The following is a 24,922-nucleotide window of genomic DNA, read 5'->3' as shown; positions in this document are numbered from 1 at the left end:
CCACTCGCACCCGGAGCGGCATGGGACCATAGAGCTGGCACACCCCGACCTTCGCGAGGAAACCCGTTGACGACGTTCGCCGACACGACCTTCACGCCCCCGGAGCTCATCCGGAACTTCTGCATCATCGCGCACATCGACCACGGCAAGTCGACCCTGGCCGACCGGATGCTGCAGCTCACCGGCGTGGTCGAGGAACGGGCCATGCGGGCTCAGTACCTCGACCGGATGGACATCGAGCGGGAACGCGGGATCACCATCAAGGCGCAGAACGTGCGCCTGCCCTGGAAGGTCGACGGTCAGGACCACGTCCTGCACATGATCGACACCCCCGGCCACGTCGACTTCACCTACGAGGTCTCTCGCGCGCTCGAAGCGTGTGAAGGGGCGGTTCTGCTGGTCGACGCCGCGCAGGGGATCGAGGCGCAGACACTCGCGAACCTGTACCTCGCGCTGGAGAACAACCTCCAGGTCATCCCGGTGCTCAACAAGATCGACCTGCCGTCCGCCGACCCGGACAAGTACGCCGCGGAGATCGCCCACATCATCGGCTGCGAGCCGTCGGACGTGCTGCGGGTGTCCGCGAAGACCGGCGTCGGGGTCGGGGAGCTCCTCGACGCGGTCGTGAAGCAGGTGCCCGCCCCGCAGGGCGACGCGGACGCTCCGGCAAGGGCGATGATCTTCGACTCGGTGTATGACACCTACCGGGGTGTCGTGACCTACATCAGGGTCGTCGACGGCAAGATCACCCCGCGCGAGCGGATCAAGATGATGTCCACCGGCGCCACCCACGAACTCCTCGAGGTCGGGATCATCTCGCCCGAGCCCAAGGTCAGCAAGGGGCTCGGTGTCGGCGAGGTCGGCTACCTGATCACCGGCGTGAAGGACGTCCGTCAGTCCAAGGTCGGCGACACCGTGACCTCCGAGCGCAACGGTGCGAAGGAGGCCCTCGCGGGCTACCGCGAGCCGAAGCCGATGGTCTACTCCGGCCTGTATCCGGTGGACGGTTCGGACTACCCCGAGCTGCGTGAGGCGCTGGACAAGCTTCAGCTCAACGACGCCGCGCTGGACTACGAGCCGGAGACGTCCGTCGCGCTCGGCTTCGGCTTCCGCTGCGGTTTCCTCGGCCTGCTGCACCTGGAGATCACGCGCGACCGGCTGGAGCGCGAGTTCGGCCTCGACCTGATCTCCACCGCGCCCAACGTGGTCTACGACGTCGTCCTCGACGACGGCAAGGAAATCCACGTGACCAACCCGTCGGACTGGCCGACCGGGAACAAGATCGACAAGGTGCTCGAGCCGGTCAGCAAGGTGAGCATCCTGGCGCCGTCGGAGTTCATCGGCACGATCATGGAACTGTGCCAGAACAAGCGCGGTTCCCTGCTCGGCATGGATTACCTGTCCGAGGACCGGGTCGAACTGCGGTACAACCTGCCGCTGGGTGAGATCATCTTCGACTTCTTCGACACGCTGAAGTCGCGTACGCGCGGCTACGCGTCGCTGGACTACGAAGAGGCGGGCTCGCAGGCGGCGGACCTGGTCAAGGTGGACATCCTGCTTCAGGGCGAGGGTGTCGACGCGTTCTCCGCGATCGTGCACAAGGACGACGCCTACAACTACGGCAACCGCATGGTGAACCGGCTCCGGGAGCTGATCCCGCGGCAGAACTTCGAGGTGCCGATCCAGGCCGCCATCGGGGCCCGCATCATCGCCCGCGAGACCATTCGCGCGATCCGCAAGGACGTGCTCGCGAAGTGCTACGGCGGTGACATCTCGCGTAAGCGCAAGCTGCTGGAAAAGCAGAAGGAAGGCAAGAAGCGGATGAAGACCGTCGGCCGGGTCGAGGTTCCGCAGGAGGCCTTCGTCGCCGCATTGTCCACCGAGGACAGCGGCAAGAAGAAGTAGGTACTACTCGCGAAAGGCCGCCCGGAGCGTTACCGGGCAGCCTTTTTCGTGTCAGCGATTCCCGCTGATGCGGTTCGCCGTGACGAAGACGGCCACGCGGCGTTCGGCGGCCATCACACGGTCGTACTCGTCCCAGTCGTCGTGGGTCCCGGTCGCCGCGACGAACACCTCGCGCAGCAGCCCGGGGAGTCCGCTCGGGTCGAAGTCCGGGTCCGGGTCGTCCGGGCCGATGAGGTGGACGGTGCCCTGGACCGCTGCCCATTCCCAGCCGCGGCGGAAGGTGATCGTGGCGTGGCCCGCCCGGCGGAAAAGGTCTAGTTTCTGCGCCCCGCCCACGGCGACGAAACCGACCCCGGGTGCTTTCGTGACCGGGTCTTCGATCACCCCGGCGTTCACCACCGACGAGTGCACGGTGCCGTCCGCGCGGACCGTCGAGACGGTCGCGAGTCCGTTTTCGCGTAAGGAAAGAGTGCGAACGAGTTCGAGATCAGTGGCCATGGAGCCACCGTAGCGCTCGGTCAGCCGTTCGCGGCCCGGCGAGCGGCCAAGGCGGTCCGGAGGGCGGCGACGGTGGCGTCGAACTCCTGATTCGGCTGCCAGTAGAAACCGGGATTCTCCTCGCTGGTTCCCGAGCCGGAGGCGAAGGGCGATTCCTTCCCCATGCCTTGGAATTTCGTCGGCACCCGTGAGGAAGTTCGGCCCGAGGTCTTCAGCCTTCGAGATCATGATGAACTTCGAGATGTCTCCCCAGGGGATGTGCCGTCGGAGGAAGAACCGGCCTTCTTCACGGACTCGAATCCCGGACGGCCGCTGTGAGAGGACGGGCATCGCCGTCCCGCAGCCCGCCGCCAGCCAGAGAGTCAAGAACGGAATTACGAAAACCAGGGGGCGACCAGGTGCCGATGGCCGTTTGCGCCCCATGCCGCAAAGCTTAGGAGGAAGAGGGACCGGGCCAGTGAGGATCGGAGAATACTCACCGGCCCGGGCCCGGGCTCAGCAGGTGCCGTTGTCGCGCCAGACGCCCCATTGGCCGCCCGCGCCGGGTTCTTCGCCCTGCGTCCACCACTGTGCCGCCCATTTGTGCCCGTTGTGGGAGACAGTGGCCCCGCCGGTGTAGACGGACGCGCGGTCCCACGCCGGGAGCGAACAGGTGCCCGGGTTGCCGGATCCCGTTTCCCAAGGCACCTGGCTCGACGCGTAGTAGCCGATGCCCTGCGCCTGCCAGCGCGGGGCCTGTGCGCCGAGGCGTACCCGGAAGGCGTTCCAGTCGTGGGTCGACCAGGGAGACCAGCCGAGTTCGGCATGCGCCGGGAGCCGCGGGAAGGCCAGGTAGTCGATGTTCGCCGGGGTCACCACGGTTTCGGTCCACAGCGGGGATTCGACGCCGCGGACGGCCGATTCCGGCACCCCGGAGAGGTAAGCGCCCGGGTTCCAGTTGTAGGCGTCCTGTACCTCGATGTAGCCCGCCCACGAGAGTCCGATCGGCGAGCTGGAGTTGTACTTCATGTCCAGGTACGCCTTGTTCGCCGGCGACAGGATCACCTTGCTGCCGCGGGCGACGGCGTTCGAGACCTCGGTGCTGGACGTCGTCGTGCCCCAGAACTGCGGGGTCGCCGTGGCGGGCAGGGTGGCCTTGCCGATTTCGTGCCAGCCGACGACCTGCTTGCCGTTGGCGGCCACCATCGGCAGTACGCGGTTCATGAAGGCGCGGTAGTCCGCGTCGGTGGTGGCTTGGGCCTCGTCACCGCCGAGATGGAAGTACGGGCCGGGGGTCAGCGCGGTGACCTCCCGGATGACGTCGGCGACGAAGGTGTACGTGATCTCCTTCGAGATGCACAGCGAGCTATACCCGACCGCGGTGTCGGTACGCAGCGGGGGAGCGGTGTTGTTGCAGTTCAGTTCGGCGTATGACGCTTGGGCGGCGTTGGTGTGTCCGGGCATGTCGATCTCCGGGATGACCGTGATGAACCGCGAAGCCGCGTAGTTCACGATCTCGGAGTACTGCGCCTTGGTGTAGTAGCCGCCGGCGCCGCCACCGACCTGAGTGCTTCCGCCGTAGGTGGTCAGGCGTGGCCAGCTGTCGATCTGGATCCGCCAGCCCTGGTCGTCGGCCAAGTGCAGGTGCAGGTTGTTGATCTTGTACTGCGCCAACTGGTCGATGTACCGCTTGACGCTCGCGACCGGGTGGAAGTGCCGAGCGACGTCGAGCATCGCGCCGCGATAGCCGAACCGCGGATAGTCAAGGACGTCGGCGCCCGGGATCGTCCAGGGGCCCTGCTGCACGGTGGCGCTCTCGATCTTGCCGGGCAGCAACTGTCGCAGCGTCTGGACGCCGCCGAAGAGGCCTTGTGCCGTGGACGCGCGCAGGATGACCGAAGCAGACCTCGAGCTCAACTGGTAGCCCTGGTCGCCGACCCGCGCGTCAGCGCCGGACAACAGGAGTGAGATGCCGTCGGCGGGGGTGCCCGCCGGCGCGTCCGAAACGGGCAGGGCGAAGCCGGTGGACTTGCGCAGCACTTCGGCGAGGTAGTCGCCGACCGCCTTGGCGGGCGCCGAACCGGCCTGGGTGTAGATCTTGGTGTTCGCGGTCAGGGAGTGATCCGAGCCGGTGACGGCTTGGGCCGAGACCGGAACGGGGACGATCGCCTGCAGTTTCGGGGTGGTGGCGTCGGCGACGGGGGCTGCTGCGGTGGTGGCGCCGGCGAGCAGCGCCACCCCGACGAAGGCGCGGCCCAGCCGCTTTCTCAAGGTCTTCACCGTGGCCTCCAGGAGACAGGGGGACGTGACCCACGTCACGACTGGAGCGATCGTCGCATTTTCGGCGTGAAAGGTCTAGACCATCAGCGAGAAGTCTTGGAGTGACTCGAAGGTCACATTCCGTGCCGCCGCGAGGGGACTATCGTCGGAATCGTGTTCGAAGACCTGCGTTTCCCGGTGATAGTGGCTCCGATGGCGGGCGGGCCGACCACTCCCGAGCTGGTGGCCGCGGTGACCGCGGCGGGTGGTTTCGGCTTTTTGGCGGGTGGCTACCTGAGCGCTGATGCCCTCGCGGACCGGATGGGAGAAACGGCCGAGCTGACCGGCGAGCCCTTCGGCGTGAACCTGTTCGTCCCGGGTGGCGCCGCGTCGGCGGATCTCGGTGAACACATCGAGCGCTGGCGCGCGGAGGCCGCACGCTACGGCGTCGAGCCCGGCGAGCCTCGCTGGGACGACGACGCGTACGCCGCGAAACTCGCTGTCGCCCTGGAGCGGAAGGTACCGGTGGTGTCCTTCACCTTCGGCACGCCTTCACCTGAGGACGTCGAACGCCTGCACGCCAACGGGAGCAACGTGGCCGTCACCGTCACCAGTCCGGCTGAGGCCGATCAGGCCGTCGCGGTCGGTGCGGACGCCCTCGTGGTCCAGGGATTCGAAGCCGGAGCGCATCGAGGGATCTTCGCTGACGAGCCCGGAGCCGAAGGCGGGGGAGGACAGTACGGCGTACTCAGCCTGCTTCGGCTGGTCTCGGCGCGGACGGACTTGCCGCTTGTCGCGACCGGAGGGCTCGTGCATGGCGCCGACATCGCCGCGGTGCTGGCGGCGGGTGCCGTCGCGGCGCAGCTGGGCACCGCGTTCTTGCTGGCGGACGAGGCCGGGACGCAGCCGGCGCACCGGAAGGCGCTGGCGGACGGCGGCAGGCCGACCGCGTTCACCAGGGCGTTCAGTGGACGTCCCGCCCGCTCGCTGGTCAATCGTGCGGTCGCGGACTTCTCGGCCACGGCGCCGTCGGCGTATCCGGAGGTCAACAACTTGACCAAGCCGATCCGCGCGGCCGCGGGAAAGGCAGGGGACCCCGAAGTGATGTCTCTCTACGCGGGGCAGACCTACGAACTCGCGGGCTCCGGCCCGGCGGCGTCGATCATCGAACGCCTCCAGGCCGAAGCCCGCGAAGCCGCTACGCGTTTGAGTCGTCTCCGCTGACCTGTTTCGCGTCACCATTATTCGCGTTCATCGCGGAGTGACGGCGGCTGTAGGCGAAGTAGATCAACAGGCCGACGACGAACCAGGCCGCGAACCGAAGCCAGGTTTCCGGGTTCAGGAACGTGATCAGCCAGATCGAGAAGACGATGCCGATGATCGGCACGACCGGCATGCCCGGGGTCTTGAACGTACGCGGCAGGTCCGGCTGCTTGTAGCGCAGCACGATCACCGCGATGCAGACGACGACGAACGCGAGCAGGATGCCGATGTTCGTCAGTTCCGCGGCCTCGCCGATGGGCAGCAGCCCGGCGATGATCGCCGACGCGATGCCGAGCACCCAGGTCATCCGGTTCGGCACCTTGCGCACCGGGTGGGTCTTGCCGAACCACTTGGGCAGCAGGCCGTCGCGGCTCATCGAATAGCCGACCCGGCTCGCGCCCATGAGGAAGGTGAACAGCACCGTGGTGATACCGATGATCGCGCCGACCGCGATGATCAGGCCGAGCCACTTCATCCCGACACCGGCGAAGGCGCTGGAGAAGGCGGCTTCGCTGTCGATGTCCTTGTAGTTGACCATCCCGGTCAGGACCAGGCAGGCCAGCACGTAGAGCACCATCGAGATGGCGAGCGAGTAGAGGATCGCCTTCGGCATGTGCTTCTGGGAGTCGGTCGACTCTTCGGCGGCGGTGGACATCGCGTCGTAGCCGAAGACCGCGAAGAACACTGTCGCCGCACCGGTGAACGCGCCGCTGAGGCCGAACGGGAAGAAGTTCGAGTAGTTGTCGGTGTTGATGTGGAAGACGCCGACGACGATCACCAGCAGGACCAGACCGACCTTAAGGTAGACCAGCAGCGTTTCGAACCGGGCCGCGTTCTTCATGCCCTGGTTGAGGATGAAGGCGATCAGCAGGCACAGCAGCACGGCGAACAGGTTGATCTTGTAGGACCCCGGTTCGACGCCTGCCTTTTCGGTGCCCGGCGCGCCCAGCATCCACGTCGGGAGGTCGATGTCGAGGTAGCCGAGTAGCTCGTTGAAATAGCCGGAGATGCCGATCGCGACCACCGCCACGATCGCGGTGTACTCCAGCAGCAGGTCCCAGCCGATGAACCAGCCGACGATCTCGCCGAGCACGGTGTACCCGTAGGTGTAGGCGGATCCGGCGCGGGGGATCAGCCCGGCGAACTCGGCGTAGGAGAACGCGGCGGCCGCGCTGGCGATACCCGCGATGAGGAACGAGATGAGCACGGCGGGTCCGGCCGTCTTGTTCGCGACCGCGCCGGCCAGGGAAAAGATTCCCGCGCCGATGATGCCGCCGACGCCGATCGCGGTCAGCTGGCGCAGGCCCAGCGTGCGCTGAAGCCCGCCGCCGTCACTTAGTTCTTGGATCTGGTCGATCGGTTTGCGGCGGAATACCCCGGACCCCGAGCCCAGGCTGCGCGGTGTGGACATCGTCGTCTCCCAACAGTTGTGCCCTTCGGACTGGGTCACAGTCCGAGTGGAGACTAGGCAAGTGTCGCGAAGCGGCTCCGTTGAGGGTGGTGGTGGGGGCATGGACGGACGTAGCGGGAGACGAGCCATCGCACCTATCCGGCGACGGTGTCCTCGCTCACTTCGGCCGCCACACGAGAGGCGATCTTCGACGGCCTGGCCGCGCCGGCGGAGAAGTAGGTCAGCAGCTCCGAGATCTCGATGGGGTCGTCCAGCTGCGGGCAGTGGCCCCAGTCCTCGCGCACCATCAGCCTGCTGTGCGGGACCAGCGCGTGCAGCTGCCGTCCGGAGGCGGCGCTGACCAGCTTGTCCTTGCCGCAGACGACCACCAGGAGCGGAACTCGGACCTGTTCGAGCCGGTACGCGTCCACGAGTTCTTCGACGAGTTGCCTCGCCTGTTCGAGCCGGGTGGTGGTAGAGCGGTAATCCGGGAACAGCGACGTGAACCGGCGTACCTGGGCGGCGTCCGCGGCGGTGGCGTTGGCGTACAGCAGCCGGGGTACCACCTGCTCGGCGACCGCGCGGACGACGAAACCGGGGATCGGCAGCGGCAACGCCGAATACATCCGCAGCGGCAGCGGATAGCGCGCCATGGTCCGGATCAGCCAGCTGTCCACGAAACCGGGAGCGGCGATCGACACCACGCCCGCGACCGGCAGCCGGTGGTTCTCCGCGGCGCGCAGGCTCATCGTGCCGCCGAGCGAGTTACCCGCGAGCACCACCGTGCCGAGAACGGCCTGTTCCTTGATCACGGCCGCGGCGAAGGCGTCCAGCTGCGGCAGCATCGGGCCCGGCCGCAGTGGTTGTGCGTCACCGAAGCCCGGCAGGTCGACCGCGACCGCCGGAATTCCGGCGGTCGCGAGCAGTTCCAGCACCGGGCGCCAGGTGTCGGCGCTGTCGCAGTAGCCGTGGAGCAGCACCAGTCTCGGCGCCGTGGGCTTGGCGTGCCCGCGCGCGGCCGTCCGCTTGCCGAGCATCCTGCGGGGCGCCCGGTCAGTGGATTCCACTGGCTGCGGCCCGACTTCGAGCACTCTGGTGCGGACACCGGCATAGCGCCGGGAAGAGACGCGGATCGGGTCGGTTTCGGTGGTGGTCCGGCCCCCCGGGTCCGCCGGTTCGGGCCGCTGCGATGCGGTCATGAATCCAGATTAACCACGAGAGGTCGGACTTGGGTCGAACTTTGGTCGTGAAAGCTCGCCGAGTCATAACGTTCTTGACACTTGACAAGGCCGTAAAATGACGGTTTGACCTGCGGAGATAGGCGCTCATGTGCGTGCTTGATCACGACAAGGGGGAGAACCCACCCCTCCGATCAATGCGTGAAGACCACCTTGCCCGATGTTTCCCCGTCGAGCATGTTCTTAAACCCGGTTTCCGCTTCCGGGAACGGCAATTCCGCGCCGATCTGCGGTCGAACCCCGGTGAGCTCCAGATAAGCGAGGAGATCGGTCAATTCCTCCCTGGTCCCCATCGTCGAACCCGCGATACGCAGTTGCAGAAAGAACACGCGCTGCAACTCCGCGTGAGCGTCCGGTCCGCTGGTCGAGCCCGAAACGACGATGATCCCGCCGGGTTTGAGCGACTTCACCGAGTGCGACCAGGTCGCCTTCCCGACGGTCTCGAAAACCGCGTCGACTCGTTCCGGCAGCCGCGCGCCGGACTCAAAGGTCTGATGTGCGCCCAAATTTTCGGCCAGCGCACGCTTTTCTTCGCTACGCCCCGTCACCCAAACCCGGAATCCGGCCGCGCGCCCGAGCTGCACGAGGGCGGTCGAGACGCCGCCGGAGGCGCCCTGGACGAGCATCGTCTGCCCCGGTCGCAGCCCGGACTTCACGAACAGCATCCGGTAGGCGGTCAGCCAGGCCGTACCCATCGTCGAGGCTTCCGCGAAGGTCAGGCCCGCCGGTTTCGGAACGACGTTGCGCGCCGGGACGACGACCTGCTCGGCGAAGCTGCCCTGGTGTTTCTCGGTCAACAGGCTGCGCTTCGGGTCGAGGGTGTCGTCGCCCTGCCAGCCGGGGGCGTTGATCACGGAGTGGAGGACGACCTCGGTGCCGTCGTCGAGGGTGCCCGCTCCGTCGCAGCCCAGGATCATCGGGAACTGCTCGGGTTTGATGCCGACACCGCGCAGTGTCCACAGGTCGTGCATGTTGAGGCTGGCGGCCTTGACGTTGACCCGCACCCAGCCTTCGGGCACCTCGGGTTCGGGTCGCTCGCCGATCACGAGCGAGTCCAGCGGCTTTTCGGCGTTGGGTTCGGAAGCGTAAACGGCGAACATGTCAGCAACCTACCTGGCCTGACCGACGGTGGCAGCAGGTGCGCGCGTAGGGTCACACTTGTGTTCAACGGGCTTGCTGACTGGTGGGACGGCGTCGAGCTGTGGCTCGCGCAGGCCCCGTTTCCCGTGCAGTTCGTGCTGGTCATGGCGGTCGTCGTGCCGCTGTGCCTGGTCGCGGCCTGGTTGCTCGACACGGTCTTCGGCAAGGTCGCCCGGCTCTTCGGCGCGGCCCGCGATGCGAACGACTCCGACCGGCCATCCTAAGCTGGCGAACCATGTTCAACCGTAGGCGGATCACCGCCGCCCTGATCGGGCTGATCGTGCTGGTGCTCGCCGGCTGGTTCGTCAAGGACGGCATCAGCGGTGACGACACGAAGAGCACTTCGGCTCCGGCGAGTTCGTCCAGCGCGGCCGGAAAGCCGGGCGGGACCGAGGTGAACCAGGGCAAGGTCGCGGGCGAGGAGTCGGGTCTCCCGGTCAAACCGCTCACGGGACTTCCCCCGCAGGCCTCCGACACCTGGAAGCTCATCAAGGCTGGCGGGCCGTACCCGTATCCGCGCAACGACGACGTCACCTTCCAGAACCGGGAGAAGGTCCTGCCCGCCAAGGATTCCGGCTACTACCGGGAGTACACGGTCAAAACGCCGGGCAGCCAGGATCGCGGGGCCAGGCGGCTGGTGACCGGCACCGGCAAGGAGCTGTACTACACCGGTGACCACTACAAGTCCTTCGTCGTAGTGGACGCCGACCGATGAGCGCGGCCGAGAAGAGTGAGGCGGAAAAAGCCGTCGCGCGCGGTGCGCATCCGCATCCGATCGACGGCCGCAAGACGACCGACAAGGCTTCGACGTTGGACGCGATCGCGGAAGCGCTGTCCTTCCCCGGCTACTTCGGGAAGAACCTCGACGCGCTCTACGACTGCCTCACCGACCTGTCCTGGCTGCCGCCTGGTGAGCACGTGCTGATCTGGTCCGAGTCCTCGGTGCTCAGGGAGCGTGATCCGAAGGCGTACCTGGCCGTCCGCAGTGTGCTTTCCGACGCGCAGCGGGCGCTGGGGCCGACCGGTGACCGATCGGACTCCCGGCGCCTCACCGTCGTGCTGCCTGTTTAAGCCTCAGGAACCCAGTTCGGCTTGCGCTTCTGGGCGAAGGCCGTGATGCCCTCCTGGCCCTCTTCGCTCGCGAAGAACCCGGCGGACAGCTTGTTCATGGCCTCGAAGCCTTCGCTCGGGGTTGCCGGGCGAGGCTTGCTGAGCAATTCCTTCGTCGCCGCGAGCGCCTTCGGCCCGCCGAGGGCGAGGGCCTTGACGTAGCGGGCGACCTCGCCGTCGAGTTCGTCGGCGGTGACGGCCGAGTTCAGCAGGCCGATGTCGACGGCGCGCTTCGCGTCGAAGGTGTCGCCGGTCAGGAACAGCTCGTGCGCGGCACGGGCGTTGAGCCGCGGCAGCACGGTCAGCGAGATGACGGCGGGTACGACGCCGATCCGCACTTCGGAGAAGGCGAAAGTCGCTTCGTGCACGGCGACGGCGATGTCGGTCGCGGCCACCATGCCGATCCCGCCCGCTCGCGCGGGGCCTGACAGCTTCGCCACGACCGGCTTGGGGCTGGTCCACAGCTGCTCGAGGATCTTCGGGAACTCGTTGACGCCCTGGTCGCCCGCTCCGGCGCCGCGGGCTTCCTTGAGATCCATCCCGGCGCAGAACACCGGGCCGGTGTGGGTGAGCACGATGACCCGTATCGCGTCGTCCGCCTGCGCCTTGTCCAGCGATTCGCTCAGCTCGCGTCGCAGCTGGGCGGAGAGCGCGTTGCGGTTGTGCGGGGAGTCCAAGGTGATCGTGGCGGTGCCGCCCACCACGTCGTAGTGCACCAGTTCGTCAGCCATGCCACACCTTCGCACAACGCGGTCCGGCCGGGCAGTGGCCTGCGCCACCCCGCGAAAGGGTGGCGCAGGCGTGTTCAGCCGATCGTCGTCGTGGTGAAGGTCAGGCCCGGGTCGCCGTGGCTGCTGCCCGCCAGCTTCGTTTCGATAGTGCCGAACGTCGAGCCGCCCGCGGCACCCGGCGCGACGATAGCCGGGGCGGCGACGTCGGCGTCCTGGTTGAGCTTGAAGGGCGAGCGGGGGCTTCGCTTCACAAGCGAAGACGACGGTGAGTCGTGCTACTCAGGCGGCGAGCCGGGCGGCGGCGACGTCGTAGCGTTCCAGGACGAGTCCGGCGATCCGCGGATCCGGGCCCAGCGGTCCGGCGACGATGACCGACGGGTCGGCTTCACGGGCCAGCCGCGCGATCCGGTCCGGCAGCAGCCCCGGCGCGAGGAACCAGCCCGCGACCGCGAGCCGCCGTGCGCCGTTGAGCCGCAGCCGCGCGATGGCGGCGGGCACGTCCGGCTGGGCGGCGCCGGCGAAGGCGGGCGTCGCGAGCAGCCCGCGCCGCAGGTGCCAGCGGGTGGTGATGCCGGCGACCGCGTCGTTGGCCGCGACGTTCGACGAGCCGACGCCGGCGAGAAGGACGCCCAGTTCCGGGTCGTCGAGGTCGGCGCCCGCCTCGGTGAGCCGGTCCAGCGCGACCGTCTCGACGACCGGGTCGATGCCCAGCACCCCGGAAACCCGCACGTCGAGGCCCGGGCACTCCGCCGTCACCTCGGCGACGAGTGCGGGCAGGTCGACCCGGGCGTGATAGGCCACGCCGAGCAGCAACGGCACCACGACGACCTCGCGATGACCTTCGGCGTACAACTCGCGCAGGGCGTCGGTCAGCAGCGGCTCCGAGAGGTCCAAAAAGGACTCTCGGATGTCGAGGCCCGGTGCCAGGCCGCGGGAAACGTCGAGCAGGGCCCGGATGGTCGCGGCGGACCGCGGGTCGCGGCTGCCGTGTGCGACGGCGACCAGTGGCGGAGTGAGGCTTGGGGTCATGCGAACCTTTCGCCGACGAGTCCGGCGGCGAGGGTGTCGCCGTCCTTCGGGTCGATGACCAGGAACGCGCCCGTCCGCGGGCTGACACCGTAGTCGTCCACGCCGATCGCCTCGGCCAGCCGTAGGGTGACCTGGCCGATGTCGTTGAGCTCCAACGAATCCGGTTCGTCCACACTGGACAACGTCTGCTCGTCGAAACGGGCGTGGAGTTCGCCGACGATGGCCTGCACCGTCCGCGTGCCGTGCTTCACCAGCACCCGGGCGCCCGGTTTGAGCGCCTTGGCCGAGAGCCAGCACAGGGTCGCGGCGATCTCGTCGGTCACTTCCGGCTGCCGGTCGGCGGCGGCGATCAGATCCCCGCGCGAGATGTCGAGGTCGTCCGCGAGCAACAGCGTCACCGAGGCGCCCGCCCCGGCTTCGGCGAGCGGCCCGTCGGCGGTGTCGATGCCCTCCACCCGGCTGCGGAGGCCTTGCGGGAGTACGACGATCTCGTCGCCGGGACGGACGGTGCCCGCCGCGATCTGCCCGGCGTACCCGCGATAGTCGGGGTGGTCGGCCGTACGCGGCCGGATCACGTACTGCACCGGGAACCGGAAAGGCGAATCGTGCGGATCCGGCGCCACCGGCACGGTTTCCAGGTGCTCCAGCAGGGTCGGGCCGGAGTACCACGGAGTCTTGTCCGACTTCTCCGCGACGTTGTCGCCCTCCAACGCCGAAACCGGCACCGCGAGCACGGAACCGCGTTCGTAGCCCAGGGAAGCGGCGTGCTCCGCGAACTCCTCGGCGATCACGGTGAATGTCGCTTCGTCGTAGCCGACGAGGTCGATCTTGTTCACCGCCAGCACCAGATGCGGAACGCCCAGCAGCGCGAGGACCGCGGCGTGGCGCCGCGTCTGCTCGATGACGCCCTTGCGCGCGTCGACCAGCAGCACGGCCAGTTGCGCGGTGGACGCCCCGGTCACCGTGTTCCGCGTGTACTGCACGTGGCCAGGCGTGTCAGCGAGCACGAAGCTGCGCCGCGGTGTCGCGAAATACCGGTACGCCACATCGATCGTGATGCCCTGCTCGCGTTCCGAGCGCAGGCCGTCCACGAGCAGTGAGAGGTCCGGAGTGGACAGTCCTTTGTCGACACTGGCGCGGGTGACCGCGTCCAGCTGGTCGGCGAGGACGGACTTGGTGTCGTAGAGGAGCCGCCCGACCAGGGTCGACTTCCCGTCGTCCACACTGCCCGCGGTCGCGAGCCGGAGAAGGCTGGACATCAGAAGTACCCCTCACGTTTGCGGTCTTCCATCGCCGCCTCCGACATCCGGTCGTCGGCGCGGGTGGCGCCGCGTTCGGTGAGCCGGGAGGCCGAGACCTCGGCGATGACCTCGTCCACCGTGGCGGCGGTCGATTCGATGGCGCCCGTGCACGAACCGTCGCCGACGGTCCGGTAGCGCACGGTCAGTTCGCTGACGTCCTCGCCCGGCCGCGGGCCGCCCCATGGGCCTTCGGTCAGCCACATGCCGTCGCGCTGGTAGACCTCGCGCCGGTGCGCGTAGTAGATCGACGGCAGTTCGACCTTCTCCCGCGCGATGTAGTTCCAGACGTCCGCCTCGGTCCAGTTGGACAGTGGGAAGACGCGGACTTGCTCGCCGGGGCGATGCCGCCCGTTGTAGAGGTTCCACAGTTCGGGGCGCTGCCTGCGCGGCTCCCACTGGCCGAAAGCGTTGCGGAGACTGAAGATCCGCTCTTTGGCGCGCGCCCGTTCCTCGTCGCGGCGTCCGCCGCCGAAGACGGCGTCGAACTTGTTCTCGGAGATCGTGTCGAGCAGCGGCGTGGTCTGCAGCGGGTTGCGCATCCCGTCGGCGCGCTCTTCGAGCCTGCCGTCGTCGATCCAGTCCTGGACCTTCGCCACGACCAGCCGGAGCCCGTGCTGCTCGACCACGCGGTCGCGGAAGTCGATGACCTCGTCGAAGTTGTGCCCGGTGTCCACGTGCAGCAACGGGAACGGCACCGGAGCGGGCCAGAACGCTTTGATCGCCAGGTGCAGCAGGAGCGTCGAGTCCTTGCCGCCGGAGAACAGGATCACCGGCCGGTCGAACTCGCCCGCCACCTCGCGGAAGATGTGGATCGCCTCGGATTCCAGCGCCGCCAGGTTGTCCGTAGCCAGGGGGGCCTGGGGGGTGCCCCCAGGAACCACAGTTGCCGCCGGTTCGAGCGTGGTCATGTCGTCCCTTCTCAGCCGTGCAAGCCGCACTCGGTCTTGCCCTGACCGGCCCACCGTCCGCTGCGCGGGTCCTGGCCCGGAGCGACCTTGGCGGTGCACGGCGCGCAGCCGATCGACAGATAACCGATGGACACCAACGGGTTCTCGAGGATGCCGTGTTCGCTGATGTAGTCCCTGAAATCGTCGTCGGACCACGGCGCGATCGGGTTGATCTTCACCAGCCCGTTGCGGTCGTCCCAGGTGACGATGGGGGTGTCCGCGCGCGTCGGCGCGTCGACGCGGCGGACACCGGTCACCCACGCCGAATACTTCGCCAGTGTGTTCCGAAGCGGAACGACCTTGCGGAGCTGGCAGCACTGGTTCGGGTCGCGTTCGTGCAGTTTCGGGCCGTACTCCGCGTCCTGTTCGGCGACGCTTCGCGCGGCCTCGGCGTTGACGATCCGCACGCCGGGGTAGACCGCCTGCACCGCGTCGCGGGTGCCGATGGTCTCCGGGAAGTGGTAGCCGGTCTGCAGGAACAACACGTCGACGTCGGATTTGACCTGGGTGGCCAGATCGATCAGGACGGCGTCCTGCATGTTCGACGCGACGATGAAGTCGTCGCCGAACGTCTCCGCGGTCCAGCGCAGGGCCTCGGCCGCGGTCGCCTCCGCGAGCTCCTTCGAGGCGCGTTCGGCGAGTGTCTTGTAGTCGGCAGTGGCGGTCATCCTGGTGACACCTCCGGAAAGGACAGTCCGAGGAACTTCACGGTGAAGACCCGGCGGCAGCCCGAGCACAGCCAGGAGCCGCTCTCATCCGGCCGCAGGTCTTCATCGCCACAAAAAGGGCAGTAGTATGGGGTCGTTCGTTCGGTCACTGCAGGACGCCTTCATCGGCCCGCGCGACCCATTGGGCGAACCGCTCACCGGGTTCGCGGCCGGCGAGATAGGCCCGCACGAGCGTTTCGACATAGTCGGTCAGTTCCGACGCGGTCACCTTGTGGCCACGCAGTTTCCGGCCGAACCCAGCGTCCAGGCCGAGCCCGCCGCCGAGGTGCACCTGGAAGCCTTCGACCTGCTTGCCGTCCTCATCGGTGACGATCTGGCCCTTGAGCCCGATGTCGGCGGTCTGGATCCGCGCGCAGGAGTTGGGGCAGCCGTTGAGGTGCACGGTCACCGGGTTCTCGATCTCGGACTGGATGTCGGCGAGGCGCTTCTCCAGCTCGTCGACCAGCTGGATGGCGCGGGCCTTGGTCTCGACGATGGCGAGCTTGCAGTACTCCAGTCCGGTGCAGGCCATGATCCCGCGCCGCCACGGCGACGGCTCGACCTGCAGGCCCAGGTCGGCCAGTTCGGTCTTCAGCCCGCCGACCTCGGCTTCGGGGACGTCGAGGACCACGAGTTTCTGCAGCGGGGTAAGCCTGACGCGGTTCGACCCGGCGCGTTCGGCGGCCTTCGCGACCGCCAGCAGGGTGGCGCCGGAGACGCGGCCCGCGATCGGCGCGGCGCCGACGTAGAACTTGCCGTCGGTCTGCGGGTGCACGCCAACGTGGTCGATCTGCGTGGCGGGGACCTCGGGCGCCGGGCCGTCGGTCAGCTTGCGCTTGAGGTACTCGTCTTCCAGGACTTGGCGGAACTTCGCGGCGCCCCAGTCCTTCACCAGGAACTTGATCCGGGCGCGGGCACGCAGGCGCCGGTAGCCGTAGTCGCGGAAGACGCTGATCACGCCTTCCCAGACGTCGGGGACCTCGTCGAGCGAGACCCAGGTGCCCAGCCGCTGCCCGATCATCGGGTTCGTGGACAGGCCGCCGCCGACCCAGACGTCGAAGCCGGGCCCGTGCTCAGGGTGGTTCACACCGACGAAGGCGACGTCGTGGATCTCGTGCGCGACGTCCTGCTGGCCCGAGATCGCGGTCTTGAACTTGCGTGGCAGGTTCGAGTAGCGCGGGTCGCCGATATAGCGGCGCTTGATCTCGTCGATCGCGGGCGTGCCGTCGATGATCTCGTCCGTGGCGATGCCGGCGACCGGGGAGCCGAGGATGACGCGCGGGCTGTCACCGCAGGCTTCCATCGTGGTCATCCCTGCCTTTTCCAGCTTGGCCCAGATCGTCGGGACGTCCTCGACCTGGATCCAGTGGTACTGGATGTTCTGCCGGTCGGTGATGTCGGCGGTGTCGCGCGCGTGGGTTTGCGAGATCTCGGCGAGCACGGCCAGCTGATCGGTGGTCAGCGCGCCGCCGTCGAGCCGGACCCGCAGCATGAAGAAGCGGTCGTCGAGCTCTTCGGGCTCCAGCGTCGCGGTGCGGCCGCCGTCGATTCCCGGCTTGCGCTGGGTGTAGAGGCCGAACCAGCGGAACCGGCCGCGGAGGTCGCCGGGGTCGATCGAGTCGAACCCGCGATGGGCGTAGATGTTCTCGATCCGCGCCCGGACGTTGAGCGGGTTGTCGTCCTTTTTGGACCGCTCGTTGGGGTTCAGCGGTTCGCGATACCCCAACGCCCACTGTCCCTCGCCCCGTTTTTGTTTGACCCGGGGTGTGCGGGCAGGGGTTTCGCGCGTGGGCGACGACATGGGAATCCTCCGGCAGATCGTGGTGGTGGCGGGGAGTCAGCGGTTCGTCGCACAGAGCGCGCTCGCCACACGACGGAGGTCCACGTGGCGGCGTGCCACGAGGGTGATTCCGGCGCGGGTCATTCATTCAGCGTGCCACGCGCCCACTATGTGGTCCAGGCCGGTCCGAATAGTGGGAACAACCTTCGGGTGTGACTGTTTCCGCTGGTCCAAGGCCCTCTTCGCTAGTCAAGCCCGAGCCCGTTCCTTCCCGCTGTGACGCAGAACGCGCACGCTTCAAGACGGGAGGACGCGGTCCACGAGTATTCGGATGACGTCTTCGTCGGTGACGTCCGCGAGTACCTCCGGCAGGGTGAGCCGTTCGACGGTGAGCCCGGTCAGCGCGAGATACATCAGCAGCACCTCGGCACGTCCGCCCGGCATTCCGGCCGCGACGTGCCAGTCGACGCTCAGGTCGATGCCCTCGCGGATCGTCTTGGTCAGCTCGGCCGCCAGCTCCGGGCGACGGGTGGCTTCGAGCCGGAGTTCGAGCAGGGCGAGATAGGGCTCGCGGTGTCCGGTCAGCCGTCCCATGAGGTCACCGAGCAAAACGCCGACCCGGTCGTGGGACGGTGTCTCCGCCTGCGGGTTCGCCATCACCTCGGCCGGCGCCGACAGCCGTTCGTGCACGCGGACGCCGACCTCGCCGAGCAACTGGTCCCGGTTGCGGAAGTAGTTGGACGTCGTTCCCGGCGGGACGTCCGCCTCGACGTCCACGGCACGGTAGGTGAGCCCGCGCGCGCCCTCGCGGGCCAGGACGGTGATGGCGGCGTCGGTGAGGGCGGTCCGGCGCTCCGGATTGTGTCGCATCGGAACAGTCTCCTTGCCTCGGTCAAACCACTATGGGTATAGTACTACGCATCAAGTGGTTCGACCGGGAGGAAAACACCAGATGCAACTCAGCGGTTTCGGTGCCTGTGTGCTCGTCGACGACATCGCCGGTACCACCGCCTGGTGGAAGCGGCACCTGCGGTTGACGGTGACGATCGAACTGGACTGGTTCTCCAGCCTCAACGTCGGCGTGCCGGGCTATGAAATGAGCTTCGCGAAGCGCGGCCACAAGGCCACGCCAGAGCCTTGGCGGTCGCAGGAGGCCGCAGGCTCGATGGTCGGGCTCATGGTCGCCGACGCGGCGGCCGAGTACGAGCGGCTGCGCGGGGAAGGGGTCAAGATCGTCACGGAACTCGTGGACGAGGAATTCGGTCAGCGGCACTTCTACATCGAGGACCTCAACGGCTTCCTGATCGACATCATCGAGGTGATCCCGCCGTCGCCGGAGTGGCTGGCCGCGAACGGGTTGGCCTAGGACCGGTTCGAGGCGGTCGGCTGCTCGCCGACCGCCAGGGGGCACCTCGCCAACGTGGTCGACGACTGCTCGATCTCCATGGAGACCCTCGTCGAGGTGCACGTCTCCCACCGGTAAAGCGTTTTCGTGAAAGCCTCTTTCCCCGGGGAAGGAGGCCTTCGCGGCGTGGGGGACACTGGGGTGTGCCCGCGTTGCTGCCCGAAACCACCACGCCCGTCGAGTCCACGCTCCCCGAGAGCGCGCTGGAAGGGCTCGGCACCCGGCCGTTCGGTGTCTACGTGCACGTCCCGTTCTGCGCGACTCGCTGCGGCTACTGCGACTTCAACACCTACACCGCCGGTGAGCTGGACAGCGACTCGTCGCCGCAGTCCTGGCTCGAAGGCCTCAAACGCGAGTTCGACCTGGCCGCGCGCGTGCTCGGGAAGCCGCCCGCGGTCGACACCGTCTTCGTCGGCGGAGGCACCCCGTCCCTGCTCGGCCCGGACGGCCTTCGTAGCGTTCTCGACGCTGTCCGCGACACGTTCGGCCTCGCGCCGGACGCCGAGGTGACGACGGAGTCCAATCCGGAGTCCACCTCGCCGGAGTTCTTCGCGGGCATCCGTGACGCCGGGTACAACCGGATCTCGCTCGGGATGCAGTCGGCCGCGCAGCACGTCCTGCGGATCCTCGACCGGGTGCACACCGTGGGCCGTCCGGTCGCGGCCGCGGCGGAAGCGCGAGCCGCCGGGTTCGAGCACGTCAACCTCGACGTCATCTACGGCACGCCGGGGGAGCGGGTCGAAGACCTCCAAGCCTCGCTGGACGCGGTGCTCGCCGCCGGTGTCGATCACGTCTCGGCGTACGCGCTGATCGTCGAGGAGGGCACCGCGCTCGCCCGCCGTGTCCGCCGCGGCGAACTGCCCGCGCCGGACGACGACGTGCTCGCCGCCGACTACGAGATGATCGACCGCGTCCTCGCTTCGGCCGGTTTGCGGTGGTACGAGGTGTCCAACTGGGCGACCTCGGAGGAAGCCCGCTGCCGGCACAACATCGGCTACTGGCGCGGCGGCGACTGGTGGGGCGCGGGACCCGGCGCGCACAGTCACGTCGGCGGCGTCCGCTGGTGGAACGTCAAGCACCCGGCCCGCTACGCCGCCTCACTCGCCGCCGGTGACTCACCGGCCGCCGGCCGTGAACTGCTCACCGACGAAGACCGGCACCTGGAGCGCGTGATGCTGGAACTCCGGCTGTCGGAAGGACTTCCGCTCGGCGCCCTCGACGACGACGGCCGTGCCGAAGCCCGGGTCGCCGCCGCCGAGGGGCTGCTCGATCAGTCCGCTTTGGACGGTCAGGGGCGGGCGGTACTGACCGACCGAGGGCGCTTGCTGGCCGACGGGCTGGTGCGCAGGCTTACGTGAATGGTGAGCGACGTTCTGGCGGACTCGTGGGGACGTTGAGCCTTGATCAGGGTCCGGGATGACCACTCACGAGACACCGAGTGCCCGGTCGACCCACCGGCCGACCGGCAACGCCACCACGATCGCCGCCAGTGCCAGGTGCACCAGCATGAACGCGACCGCGACCGGAACGCTCGGCGGTCCGCCGAGGAACACGATCATATGTGACGCCCATTTCAGTTCGGTCGGTTTCGTGCCCGCCGCCCAGACGTCGTTGAGCGCCCAGAAGGTCAGGTCGTTCGCGCCCGAGATCACCACCAGGATCGCGGCGATCCCGGCCTTGAGCACGTTCGCCGTCCGGCCGCCGCCGAGCCGGTACGCCATCAGCCCGAACAGGACGATGAACGTCACGATGAACAGTTCGAACTGGTACACCGGTTGGAAGGCGTTCTCGTCGGTCGCGACGTTACGGGCGAACGCCTGGATCCGCATGATCAGTTCGGTGTCCAAATAGGACATGTAGACGAAAATTGCGAGGACGATCAGTGCCGGACCCCCTTTGGTGCGCGGGAACAGCGCCACCGTGGCGACCGCGAACACGAACGGGCACAGTTTGAACGCCCAGTCCACGACGTTGTCCAGCGTCTGGTCCGGCGGCAGGATCACCATGATCAGCAGTGTCGTCACCACGGCAGGGACGGCGGCCACCAGCCACAGCCAGTTGCGGTGCCGGTAGAGCGTGGGCACCCAACCGGTTCGCGAGGGTGCGGCGTCAGGCAGAGTGGTGGTCACAGGGTCTCCTTCTCGGCCCAGAACGGCCCGAGGGCGAGCGCGTCGACGTCGGTCTTCAGGTAGCAGGCCACGGCGTCGGCGGGGCTGGCGACGATCGGTTCGTTGTTGTCGTTGAACGAGGTGTTGACCACCATCGGGACGCCGGTGATCTTCTCGAACTCGCTGATCATCCGGTAGTAGAGCGGATTGTCCGTCTTGCTCACCGTTTGCACCCGCGCGGTCCCGTCGACGTGGGTGATGGCGGGGACCTCGTCGCGTTTGTCCGGCAGGACGTCGAACACCAGCAGCATGACCGGTGACGGGTAGTCGCTGACGAAGTAGTCGCCCGCCCGCTCTTCCAGGCACGACGGCGCGAACGGCCGGAAGGCCTCGCGGTGCTTGACTTTCTCGTTCATCCGCGTCTTCGAATCGGGGTCGCGCGGGTCGGCCACCAGCGAGCGATTGCCGAGCGCGCGCGGACCGCATTCCATCCGGCCCTGTACCCAGCCGATGATCTTGCCCTCGGCGATCTTCGCGGCCGTGTGCGCGGCGATGTCGTCGACCTTCGTGTAATGGACCCCGGCGTCCTGCAGCGCCAGTTCCATCTCCGCCTCGGTGTAGTCCGGGCCGGTGTAGGTGTAGCCGTCACGCGGGCGCGGCTTGCCGTACTCGCCGACCGATATCTCCAGCGCGGAGCCGATCGCGCAGCCGTCGTCCGCCGCCGCGGGCTGGGCGAAGAAGTCCTCGAACGGGGTCTCCAGCAGAAGCCGCCCGTTCATCACACTGTTCAGCGCGACGCCGCCCGCGACGGAGAGCCGCTTCGACCCGGTCTCGCGCTGCAGCCAGCGTGCCAGGTGCAGCCCGGCCTCCTCGAGCGTGACTTGCAGCGCGTAGGCGATGTCGCAGTAGTGCTGCGGTACAGGGTTGTCCGCGGTGACCCGGGTCTTGGGGCGAGCGGGGCCGAACAGATCGGTGAACTTCTTCGACATCACGTGCTTGCCGGTGCGGTGGTGGCCGAAGAAACCCAGTTCGAGTTCGTAACCGCCGTCGTCGCTCAGGTGGATCAGTTGCTTGAACGCCTCGACGTACGTGTCGTTGCCCAGCGGCGCCAGCCCCATGATCTTGCCTTCGTCCCGGGTGGGGTAGAAGCCGAGATAGCCGGTGACGCCCGCGTACATCGCGCCAAGCGAGTGCGGGAACTTGATCCGCCGGATGTCGATAATCCGGTTTCCCTTGCCGTGCCCCAGGTAGGTCGCGGTCCCGTCGCTGCCGATACCGTCGAAGGTCAGTACGGCGGACTCTTCCCACGGCGAGATGAAGTAGGCGCTGGCCGCGTGCGCCTTGTGGTGGTCGACCAGGTGCGTTTTGAACTTCGTCGGCCCGGTCCACTCCGCGGCTTCCTTCACATCGCGTTCGAGAGTGTAGGACCGCTTGATGTGCGCGAGCACCGCGCCGCCGACGTGATAGTCGTCGACGCCTTTGCCGCCACCTGTCTTGAACGTCTCGACCATGGACGCCGAGGAGCCGCCTTCGTCACCGTTCTCGTTGCGGAACACCTCCAGCGTCGCCGGGAAGTACCGTGCGAACACCTTCGCCGCGTGGATGCCCTCGCGCCAGCGCTGCCAGTAGTAGGCGACGTGGTCGACGTCGGCGAGCGTGATCCCGGCGCGGTCGAGGCAGAACCTGATGGCGTGCGCGGGAAAGCCGCCGTCGTGCTTCACCCGGGTGAAACGTTCTTCTTCGGCGAACGCGATGATCTCGCCGTCGCGCACGAGCGCGGCCGCCGAATCGTGGACCCTGCTGATACCCAGTACGTACATGTTCCTTCTCCAGTGCGACATTCAGAGTTCGGGATGGTGGCGGCGCAGTAGCCACCGGAGCACGATGGCCCGCGTGCCGATGGCGAAGACGAGGGCGGCGAACCCGCCGACCGGGCCCATCGCCGGGACGAACGCCGCGGCCGCCGGCGGGGTGGCGACCAATCCGGCGATCGAGGCCGACGCGGTGAGGGTGAGGACCTTGCTGTTGGTGTTCTCGATCAGGAAACCCGCGTAGAGCCCGATGGCGAACAGCACCGTCTCCACCAGGACGAAGATGCCGAGGACCAGATAGGCGCCGGTGGTGCCCTCCTCGGTCAGCACCGTGCGGGCGGCCGGGATCGCCAGCGCGATCCCCACCAGCACGAGGAAGACCAGCGATCCACGTTCGACCAGCTTCAGCAGTTCCACCGCGCGAGCACGACCCGCCGCCGCGCCACTGCCCCGCATCCGGCTCGAGATCGCGGGCTGGTGCACCCTCAGCTGATAGAACAGCAGTGAGCAGAACGCGCTGCTCGCCAGCAAAGCGACATAGAACGGTCCACTGTCGACGGTCCGGCCGGACAGTGCGAGCACGCCGAACACCGACGACGTCGCCAGCACGTCGAGCACCTCGGTCATCCCGAGCAGAACGGTGGCCCGGCCGAACGCGGGCAGGAGCCGGTGGCCGCCCGCTTTCCCCGGACGCAGCCACTCCCTCGGCAGCAACACCGCGGAGAACCCCAGAATGACGAGGATCCCGCCGAGCAGCAGACCGAGGTGAGTCAGCGGAGACCAGCGGACGAACCAGGTGCCCGCGGTCACCGCCCCGACCACCAGCGCGCCCGCGGTGAAGGCCAGCGCGTCCAAAGTGGACTTGCCGCGGAACCGGTGCAGGCCGGACACGGTCATCAGCAGGCCCCCGGAGATCGACCACCCCGCCGCCGTCAGGTACAGCGCCGCGTCCGATTCCGGAGCGACGACCAGCGTGACCGCCATCGCGGCCAGGACCACGAGGACCGGTACGAAGGCGATCCGGACGGCCAAGGCCGCGACCGCGTCCCGCGTCACCCGCAGGCGCGGCAGGTATTTCAGCGCCGACTTCTCCGCCGCGGACGGTACGAAGTTCAGCCACGTCATCAACCCGAGCGCGGTGGCGAACCGGCCGTAGTCATGCGCTCCCCACGCGGTGACCAGCACCAGGCCCATGACCTGGATCGCCAGCCGGAAGACGCCACGGCCGGCGAGCAGCCGCAGCACCGTCGACGGTTTCGGCGCCGCGATCGCCGCGGTGCCGGTGGCGCCGGTGAGTGAGGTTCCGGTCAAGGGAGTGGCACCGCCATACCCTGCTCGTCGAGCAGGAACTTCAAGGTGCCCCGCAATTCGTCCTCGACCGCGAGAACTTCGGGCACGGTCGGCGCCGAAACCACGGCGTAGCCCATCTTGTAGCCGGCCTGCTCGTACGGTTTGACGAAGGAATCCTGTTCCGCGAACAACTCCAGGCCGTGCACCGCGGGCATCGCCCGGACCTCGTCGGCGCCTTCGATCCGCACGATCCGGCCGCCGCGGTCGGAGGCGAGGATGTGCACCAGCGTCGGCCGCGGGTCGCGTGGCGAGAGCACGACCTCGCCCCCGGTCGCGGCGGCGATCCCCGCGGCGATCAGGTCGACGCCGGTGCTGAGGGCGATCGCTTCGGCGAGACCGTTTCCGCCCATCCGCGCGCCCATTTCGATCAGGTAGAACTTCCCGTCGCGGCCGAGGACGGCGTCGAGGGTGAGCGGACCGGTGCGGTAGCCGAGTTCGGCGCACAGCGCGGTCAGCATCAGCGGCAGGGCGCGGTCGACCACCGGTGGCAGCCCGGCCGGCAGGAGATGGGACGCCGTCACGAAGAACGGCGGCGGGGTGAGCGTGCGCCGGGTGACCGCGTGGAACACGATCCGGCCGTCGACCGCGAGCGCTTCGATCGTGTAATGCGAGCCGTCGAGGTGTTCTTCGACGACGAGCCGTCCGGACGGTGAGAACGCCAGTGACTCGCCGAACGCGGTGCTCAGCCCGCCGGGACTCGCGCACGAGACCACGCCCCGGCTTCCGGAGGAGTCGACCGGTTTCACCAGGGTGGGAAATCGCAGTTGCTGTGCGGCGAGGGCGAGGTCCGGCCCGGGTTTCCCGCCGACACTGCGGTAGGTCGGCAGACGCAACCGGTCGCAGAGTTCGCGGAACACGGACTTGTCGACGGAAGCGGCGACGGCTGCTTCGGGCAGCGGGTCCGGCAGATTCCAGTGCCGGGTGAGCCAGGCGAGTGTCGGGAGCCCGACGTCACTGGCCGGGCAGAGCAC

At 68.0% G+C, this 24,922-nt stretch carries 27 protein-coding genes and 1 pseudogene; 7 read left to right on the top strand and 21 right to left on the bottom strand.

What is annotated here, in order from left to right:
* Positions 1–66 precede the first annotated feature (66 nt).
* Positions 67–1,905, top strand: a complete 1,839-nt coding sequence (lepA, locus tag ACM6LU_RS26890) for a translation elongation factor 4 (RefSeq protein WP_414940547.1) — start codon at positions 67–69, stop codon at positions 1,903–1,905.
* A 51-nt stretch (positions 1,906–1,956) separates the two neighbouring features.
* Here the strand turns inward: lepA and ACM6LU_RS26885 are convergent, their stop codons facing one another.
* The 3 genes from ACM6LU_RS26885 to ACM6LU_RS26875 form a co-directional block, all read right to left on the bottom strand.
* Complete coding sequence (locus ACM6LU_RS26885; protein WP_414940545.1) at positions 1,957–2,403, bottom strand: pyridoxamine 5'-phosphate oxidase; 447 nt, start codon at positions 2,401–2,403, stop codon at positions 1,957–1,959.
* 20 nt (positions 2,404–2,423) lie between these two features.
* Positions 2,424–2,567 (bottom strand): hypothetical protein, encoded by a 144-nt coding sequence (locus ACM6LU_RS26880; protein ID WP_414940544.1) that lies wholly within the window; start codon positions 2,565–2,567, stop codon positions 2,424–2,426.
* A gap of 331 nt (positions 2,568–2,898) precedes the next feature.
* Complete coding sequence (locus ACM6LU_RS26875; protein ID WP_414940543.1) at positions 2,899–4,662, bottom strand: family 20 glycosylhydrolase; 1,764 nt, start codon at positions 4,660–4,662, stop codon at positions 2,899–2,901.
* Positions 4,663–4,815: 153 nt separating this feature from the next.
* Between ACM6LU_RS26875 and ACM6LU_RS26870 the strand changes: the two genes are divergently transcribed.
* Complete coding sequence (locus tag ACM6LU_RS26870) at positions 4,816–5,865, top strand: nitronate monooxygenase (protein WP_414940542.1); 1,050 nt, start codon at positions 4,816–4,818, stop codon at positions 5,863–5,865.
* Here the strand turns inward: ACM6LU_RS26870 and ACM6LU_RS26865 are convergent.
* From ACM6LU_RS26865 to ACM6LU_RS26855, 3 genes are all read right to left on the bottom strand, one after another.
* Positions 5,840–7,315, bottom strand: coding sequence for an amino acid permease (locus ACM6LU_RS26865; protein WP_414940541.1), 1,476 nt, complete (start codon positions 7,313–7,315; stop codon positions 5,840–5,842). The two genes, ACM6LU_RS26870 and ACM6LU_RS26865, sit on opposite strands and share 26 nt — an antisense overlap.
* 134 nt (positions 7,316–7,449) lie before the next feature.
* Entirely contained in the window at positions 7,450–8,493 is a 1,044-nt protein-coding gene (locus ACM6LU_RS26860; RefSeq protein ID WP_414940540.1) for an alpha/beta fold hydrolase, read from the bottom strand.
* A 173-nt stretch (positions 8,494–8,666) separates the two neighbouring features.
* Positions 8,667–9,632: a zinc-binding dehydrogenase gene (locus ACM6LU_RS26855; protein WP_414940539.1), complete on the bottom strand. Its 966-nt coding sequence runs from the start codon at positions 9,630–9,632 to the stop codon at positions 8,667–8,669.
* A gap of 60 nt (positions 9,633–9,692) precedes the next feature.
* On the opposite strand from ACM6LU_RS26855, the gene ACM6LU_RS26850 reads away from it, so the two are divergent.
* The 3 genes from ACM6LU_RS26850 to ACM6LU_RS26840 are packed head-to-tail and all read left to right on the top strand — an operon-like array spanning position 9,693 to position 10,743.
* Positions 9,693–9,896, top strand: coding sequence for a hypothetical protein (locus ACM6LU_RS26850; RefSeq protein ID WP_409496266.1), 204 nt, complete (start codon positions 9,693–9,695; stop codon positions 9,894–9,896).
* An 11-nt stretch (positions 9,897–9,907) separates the two neighbouring features.
* Positions 9,908–10,387 (top strand): ribonuclease domain-containing protein, encoded by a 480-nt coding sequence (locus ACM6LU_RS26845; RefSeq protein ID WP_414940538.1) that lies wholly within the window; start codon positions 9,908–9,910, stop codon positions 10,385–10,387.
* On the top strand, positions 10,384–10,743 hold the full coding sequence (locus ACM6LU_RS26840) for a barstar family protein (RefSeq protein ID WP_414940537.1): 360 nt from the start codon (positions 10,384–10,386) through the stop codon (positions 10,741–10,743). Before ACM6LU_RS26845 ends, ACM6LU_RS26840 begins: the two co-directional genes overlap by 4 nt.
* Here ACM6LU_RS26840 and ACM6LU_RS26835 read toward each other — a convergent pair.
* The 10 genes from ACM6LU_RS26835 to ACM6LU_RS26790 all read right to left on the bottom strand — a co-directional run bounded on the left by ACM6LU_RS26835 (position 10,740) and on the right by ACM6LU_RS26790 (position 18,147).
* Positions 10,740–11,513, bottom strand: coding sequence for an enoyl-CoA hydratase-related protein (locus ACM6LU_RS26835; RefSeq protein WP_414940536.1), 774 nt, complete (start codon positions 11,511–11,513; stop codon positions 10,740–10,742). The two genes, ACM6LU_RS26840 and ACM6LU_RS26835, sit on opposite strands and share 4 nt — an antisense overlap.
* A gap of 74 nt (positions 11,514–11,587) precedes the next feature.
* The gene (locus ACM6LU_RS26830; protein ID WP_414940535.1) at positions 11,588–11,764 is read right to left on the bottom strand and encodes a hypothetical protein; all 177 of its coding nucleotides are present in this window, start codon (positions 11,762–11,764) and stop codon (positions 11,588–11,590) included.
* A 28-nt stretch (positions 11,765–11,792) separates the two neighbouring features.
* Complete coding sequence (locus tag ACM6LU_RS26825) at positions 11,793–12,542, bottom strand: sirohydrochlorin chelatase (protein ID WP_414940534.1); 750 nt, start codon at positions 12,540–12,542, stop codon at positions 11,793–11,795.
* Positions 12,539–13,801, bottom strand: coding sequence for a sulfate adenylyltransferase subunit 1 (locus ACM6LU_RS26820; RefSeq protein WP_414940533.1), 1,263 nt, complete (start codon positions 13,799–13,801; stop codon positions 12,539–12,541). Before ACM6LU_RS26820 ends, ACM6LU_RS26825 begins: the two co-directional genes overlap by 4 nt.
* Positions 13,801–14,751 (bottom strand): sulfate adenylyltransferase subunit CysD, encoded by a 951-nt coding sequence (gene cysD / locus ACM6LU_RS26815; protein WP_414940532.1) that lies wholly within the window; start codon positions 14,749–14,751, stop codon positions 13,801–13,803. Before cysD ends, ACM6LU_RS26820 begins: the two co-directional genes overlap by 1 nt.
* A gap of 11 nt (positions 14,752–14,762) precedes the next feature.
* The gene (locus ACM6LU_RS26810) at positions 14,763–15,458 is read right to left on the bottom strand and encodes a phosphoadenylyl-sulfate reductase (RefSeq protein WP_414940531.1); all 696 of its coding nucleotides are present in this window, start codon (positions 15,456–15,458) and stop codon (positions 14,763–14,765) included.
* Positions 15,455–15,607 carry an Insertion element protein gene (locus ACM6LU_RS26805; protein WP_414940530.1) on the bottom strand — a complete coding sequence of 51 codons (153 nt, stop codon included), beginning with the start codon at positions 15,605–15,607 and terminating at the stop codon, positions 15,455–15,457. The genes ACM6LU_RS26810 and ACM6LU_RS26805 overlap by 4 nt, the downstream gene beginning before the upstream one ends.
* The gene (locus ACM6LU_RS26800) at positions 15,604–17,298 is read right to left on the bottom strand and encodes a nitrite/sulfite reductase (protein WP_414940529.1); all 1,695 of its coding nucleotides are present in this window, start codon (positions 17,296–17,298) and stop codon (positions 15,604–15,606) included. Before ACM6LU_RS26800 ends, ACM6LU_RS26805 begins: the two co-directional genes overlap by 4 nt.
* Before the next feature lie 36 nt (positions 17,299–17,334).
* Positions 17,335–17,421: a putative leader peptide gene (locus tag ACM6LU_RS26795; protein ID WP_360907593.1), complete on the bottom strand. Its 87-nt coding sequence runs from the start codon at positions 17,419–17,421 to the stop codon at positions 17,335–17,337.
* 153 nt (positions 17,422–17,574) lie between these two features.
* Positions 17,575–18,147: a TetR/AcrR family transcriptional regulator gene (locus ACM6LU_RS26790; protein WP_414940528.1), complete on the bottom strand. Its 573-nt coding sequence runs from the start codon at positions 18,145–18,147 to the stop codon at positions 17,575–17,577.
* Between the two features lie 82 nt (positions 18,148–18,229).
* On the opposite strand from ACM6LU_RS26790, the gene ACM6LU_RS26785 reads away from it, so the two are divergent.
* Positions 18,230–18,643 (top strand): VOC family protein, encoded by a 414-nt coding sequence (locus ACM6LU_RS26785; RefSeq protein WP_414940527.1) that lies wholly within the window; start codon positions 18,230–18,232, stop codon positions 18,641–18,643.
* Between the two features lie 182 nt (positions 18,644–18,825).
* Complete coding sequence (gene hemW / locus ACM6LU_RS26780; protein ID WP_414940526.1) at positions 18,826–20,040, top strand: radical SAM family heme chaperone HemW; 1,215 nt, start codon at positions 18,826–18,828, stop codon at positions 20,038–20,040.
* A 66-nt stretch (positions 20,041–20,106) separates the two neighbouring features.
* On the opposite strand, the gene ACM6LU_RS26775 is transcribed toward hemW, so the two are convergent.
* The 5 genes and pseudogenes from ACM6LU_RS26775 to ACM6LU_RS26755 all read right to left on the bottom strand — a co-directional run.
* Positions 20,107–20,811: a hypothetical protein gene (locus tag ACM6LU_RS26775; RefSeq protein WP_414940525.1), complete on the bottom strand. Its 705-nt coding sequence runs from the start codon at positions 20,809–20,811 to the stop codon at positions 20,107–20,109.
* Positions 20,808–22,610 carry a carbamoyltransferase gene (locus ACM6LU_RS26770; RefSeq protein ID WP_414940524.1) on the bottom strand — a complete coding sequence of 601 codons (1,803 nt, stop codon included), beginning with the start codon at positions 22,608–22,610 and terminating at the stop codon, positions 20,808–20,810. The genes ACM6LU_RS26775 and ACM6LU_RS26770 overlap by 4 nt, the downstream gene beginning before the upstream one ends.
* 21 nt (positions 22,611–22,631) lie before the next feature.
* A complete protein-coding gene (locus ACM6LU_RS26765; protein ID WP_414940523.1) occupies positions 22,632–23,912 on the bottom strand; it encodes a hypothetical protein in 1,281 nt (426 codons plus the stop codon).
* Complete coding sequence (locus ACM6LU_RS26760) at positions 23,909–24,175, bottom strand: hypothetical protein (RefSeq protein WP_414940700.1); 267 nt, start codon at positions 24,173–24,175, stop codon at positions 23,909–23,911. The genes ACM6LU_RS26765 and ACM6LU_RS26760 overlap by 4 nt, the downstream gene beginning before the upstream one ends.
* Before the next feature lie 54 nt (positions 24,176–24,229).
* Positions 24,230–24,805 (bottom strand): annotated as a pseudogene (locus ACM6LU_RS26755) (ATP-grasp domain-containing protein); the annotation flags it as partial.
* Positions 24,806–24,922 lie beyond the last annotated feature (117 nt).

This window comes from Amycolatopsis sp. cmx-11-51, from assembly GCF_047608665.1.
Classification (GTDB): domain Bacteria; phylum Actinomycetota; class Actinomycetes; order Mycobacteriales; family Pseudonocardiaceae; genus Amycolatopsis.
Note: the sequence above shows the minus strand (reverse complement) of the source record. Positions and strands in the feature narration are given on the sequence as shown.

What these genes read in the sequence shown, in the direction of transcription:
- ACM6LU_RS26860 (WP_414940540.1), bottom strand. Translation starts at nt 8,493, where the DNA reads ATGACCGCATCGCAGCGGCCCGAACCGGCGGACCCGGGGGGCCGGACC.
- ACM6LU_RS26845 (WP_414940538.1), top strand. Translation starts at nt 9,908, where the DNA reads ATGTTCAACCGTAGGCGGATCACCGCCGCCCTGATCGGGCTGATCGTG.
- ACM6LU_RS26800 (WP_414940529.1), bottom strand. Translation starts at nt 17,298, where the DNA reads ATGTCGTCGCCCACGCGCGAAACCCCTGCCCGCACACCCCGGGTCAAA.
- ACM6LU_RS26820 (WP_414940533.1), bottom strand. Translation starts at nt 13,801, where the DNA reads ATGTCCAGCCTTCTCCGGCTCGCGACCGCGGGCAGTGTGGACGACGGG.
- ACM6LU_RS26825 (WP_414940534.1), bottom strand. Translation starts at nt 12,542, where the DNA reads ATGACCCCAAGCCTCACTCCGCCACTGGTCGCCGTCGCACACGGCAGC.
- ACM6LU_RS26810 (WP_414940531.1), bottom strand. Translation starts at nt 15,458, where the DNA reads ATGACCGCCACTGCCGACTACAAGACACTCGCCGAACGCGCCTCGAAG.
- ACM6LU_RS26795 (WP_360907593.1), bottom strand. Translation starts at nt 17,421, where the DNA reads ATGACCCGCGCCGGAATCACCCTCGTGGCACGCCGCCACGTGGACCTC.
- ACM6LU_RS26785 (WP_414940527.1), top strand. Translation starts at nt 18,230, where the DNA reads ATGCAACTCAGCGGTTTCGGTGCCTGTGTGCTCGTCGACGACATCGCC.
- cysD (WP_414940532.1), bottom strand. Translation starts at nt 14,751, where the DNA reads ATGACCACGCTCGAACCGGCGGCAACTGTGGTTCCTGGGGGCACCCCC.
- ACM6LU_RS26790 (WP_414940528.1), bottom strand. Translation starts at nt 18,147, where the DNA reads ATGCGACACAATCCGGAGCGCCGGACCGCCCTCACCGACGCCGCCATC.
- ACM6LU_RS26855 (WP_414940539.1), bottom strand. Translation starts at nt 9,632, where the DNA reads ATGTTCGCCGTTTACGCTTCCGAACCCAACGCCGAAAAGCCGCTGGAC.
- ACM6LU_RS26885 (WP_414940545.1), bottom strand. Translation starts at nt 2,403, where the DNA reads ATGGCCACTGATCTCGAACTCGTTCGCACTCTTTCCTTACGCGAAAAC.
- ACM6LU_RS26840 (WP_414940537.1), top strand. Translation starts at nt 10,384, where the DNA reads ATGAGCGCGGCCGAGAAGAGTGAGGCGGAAAAAGCCGTCGCGCGCGGT.
- ACM6LU_RS26865 (WP_414940541.1), bottom strand. Translation starts at nt 7,315, where the DNA reads ATGTCCACACCGCGCAGCCTGGGCTCGGGGTCCGGGGTATTCCGCCGC.
- ACM6LU_RS26835 (WP_414940536.1), bottom strand. Translation starts at nt 11,513, where the DNA reads ATGGCTGACGAACTGGTGCACTACGACGTGGTGGGCGGCACCGCCACG.
- ACM6LU_RS26770 (WP_414940524.1), bottom strand. Translation starts at nt 22,610, where the DNA reads ATGTACGTACTGGGTATCAGCAGGGTCCACGATTCGGCGGCCGCGCTC.
- ACM6LU_RS26880 (WP_414940544.1), bottom strand. Translation starts at nt 2,567, where the DNA reads ATGGGGAAGGAATCGCCCTTCGCCTCCGGCTCGGGAACCAGCGAGGAG.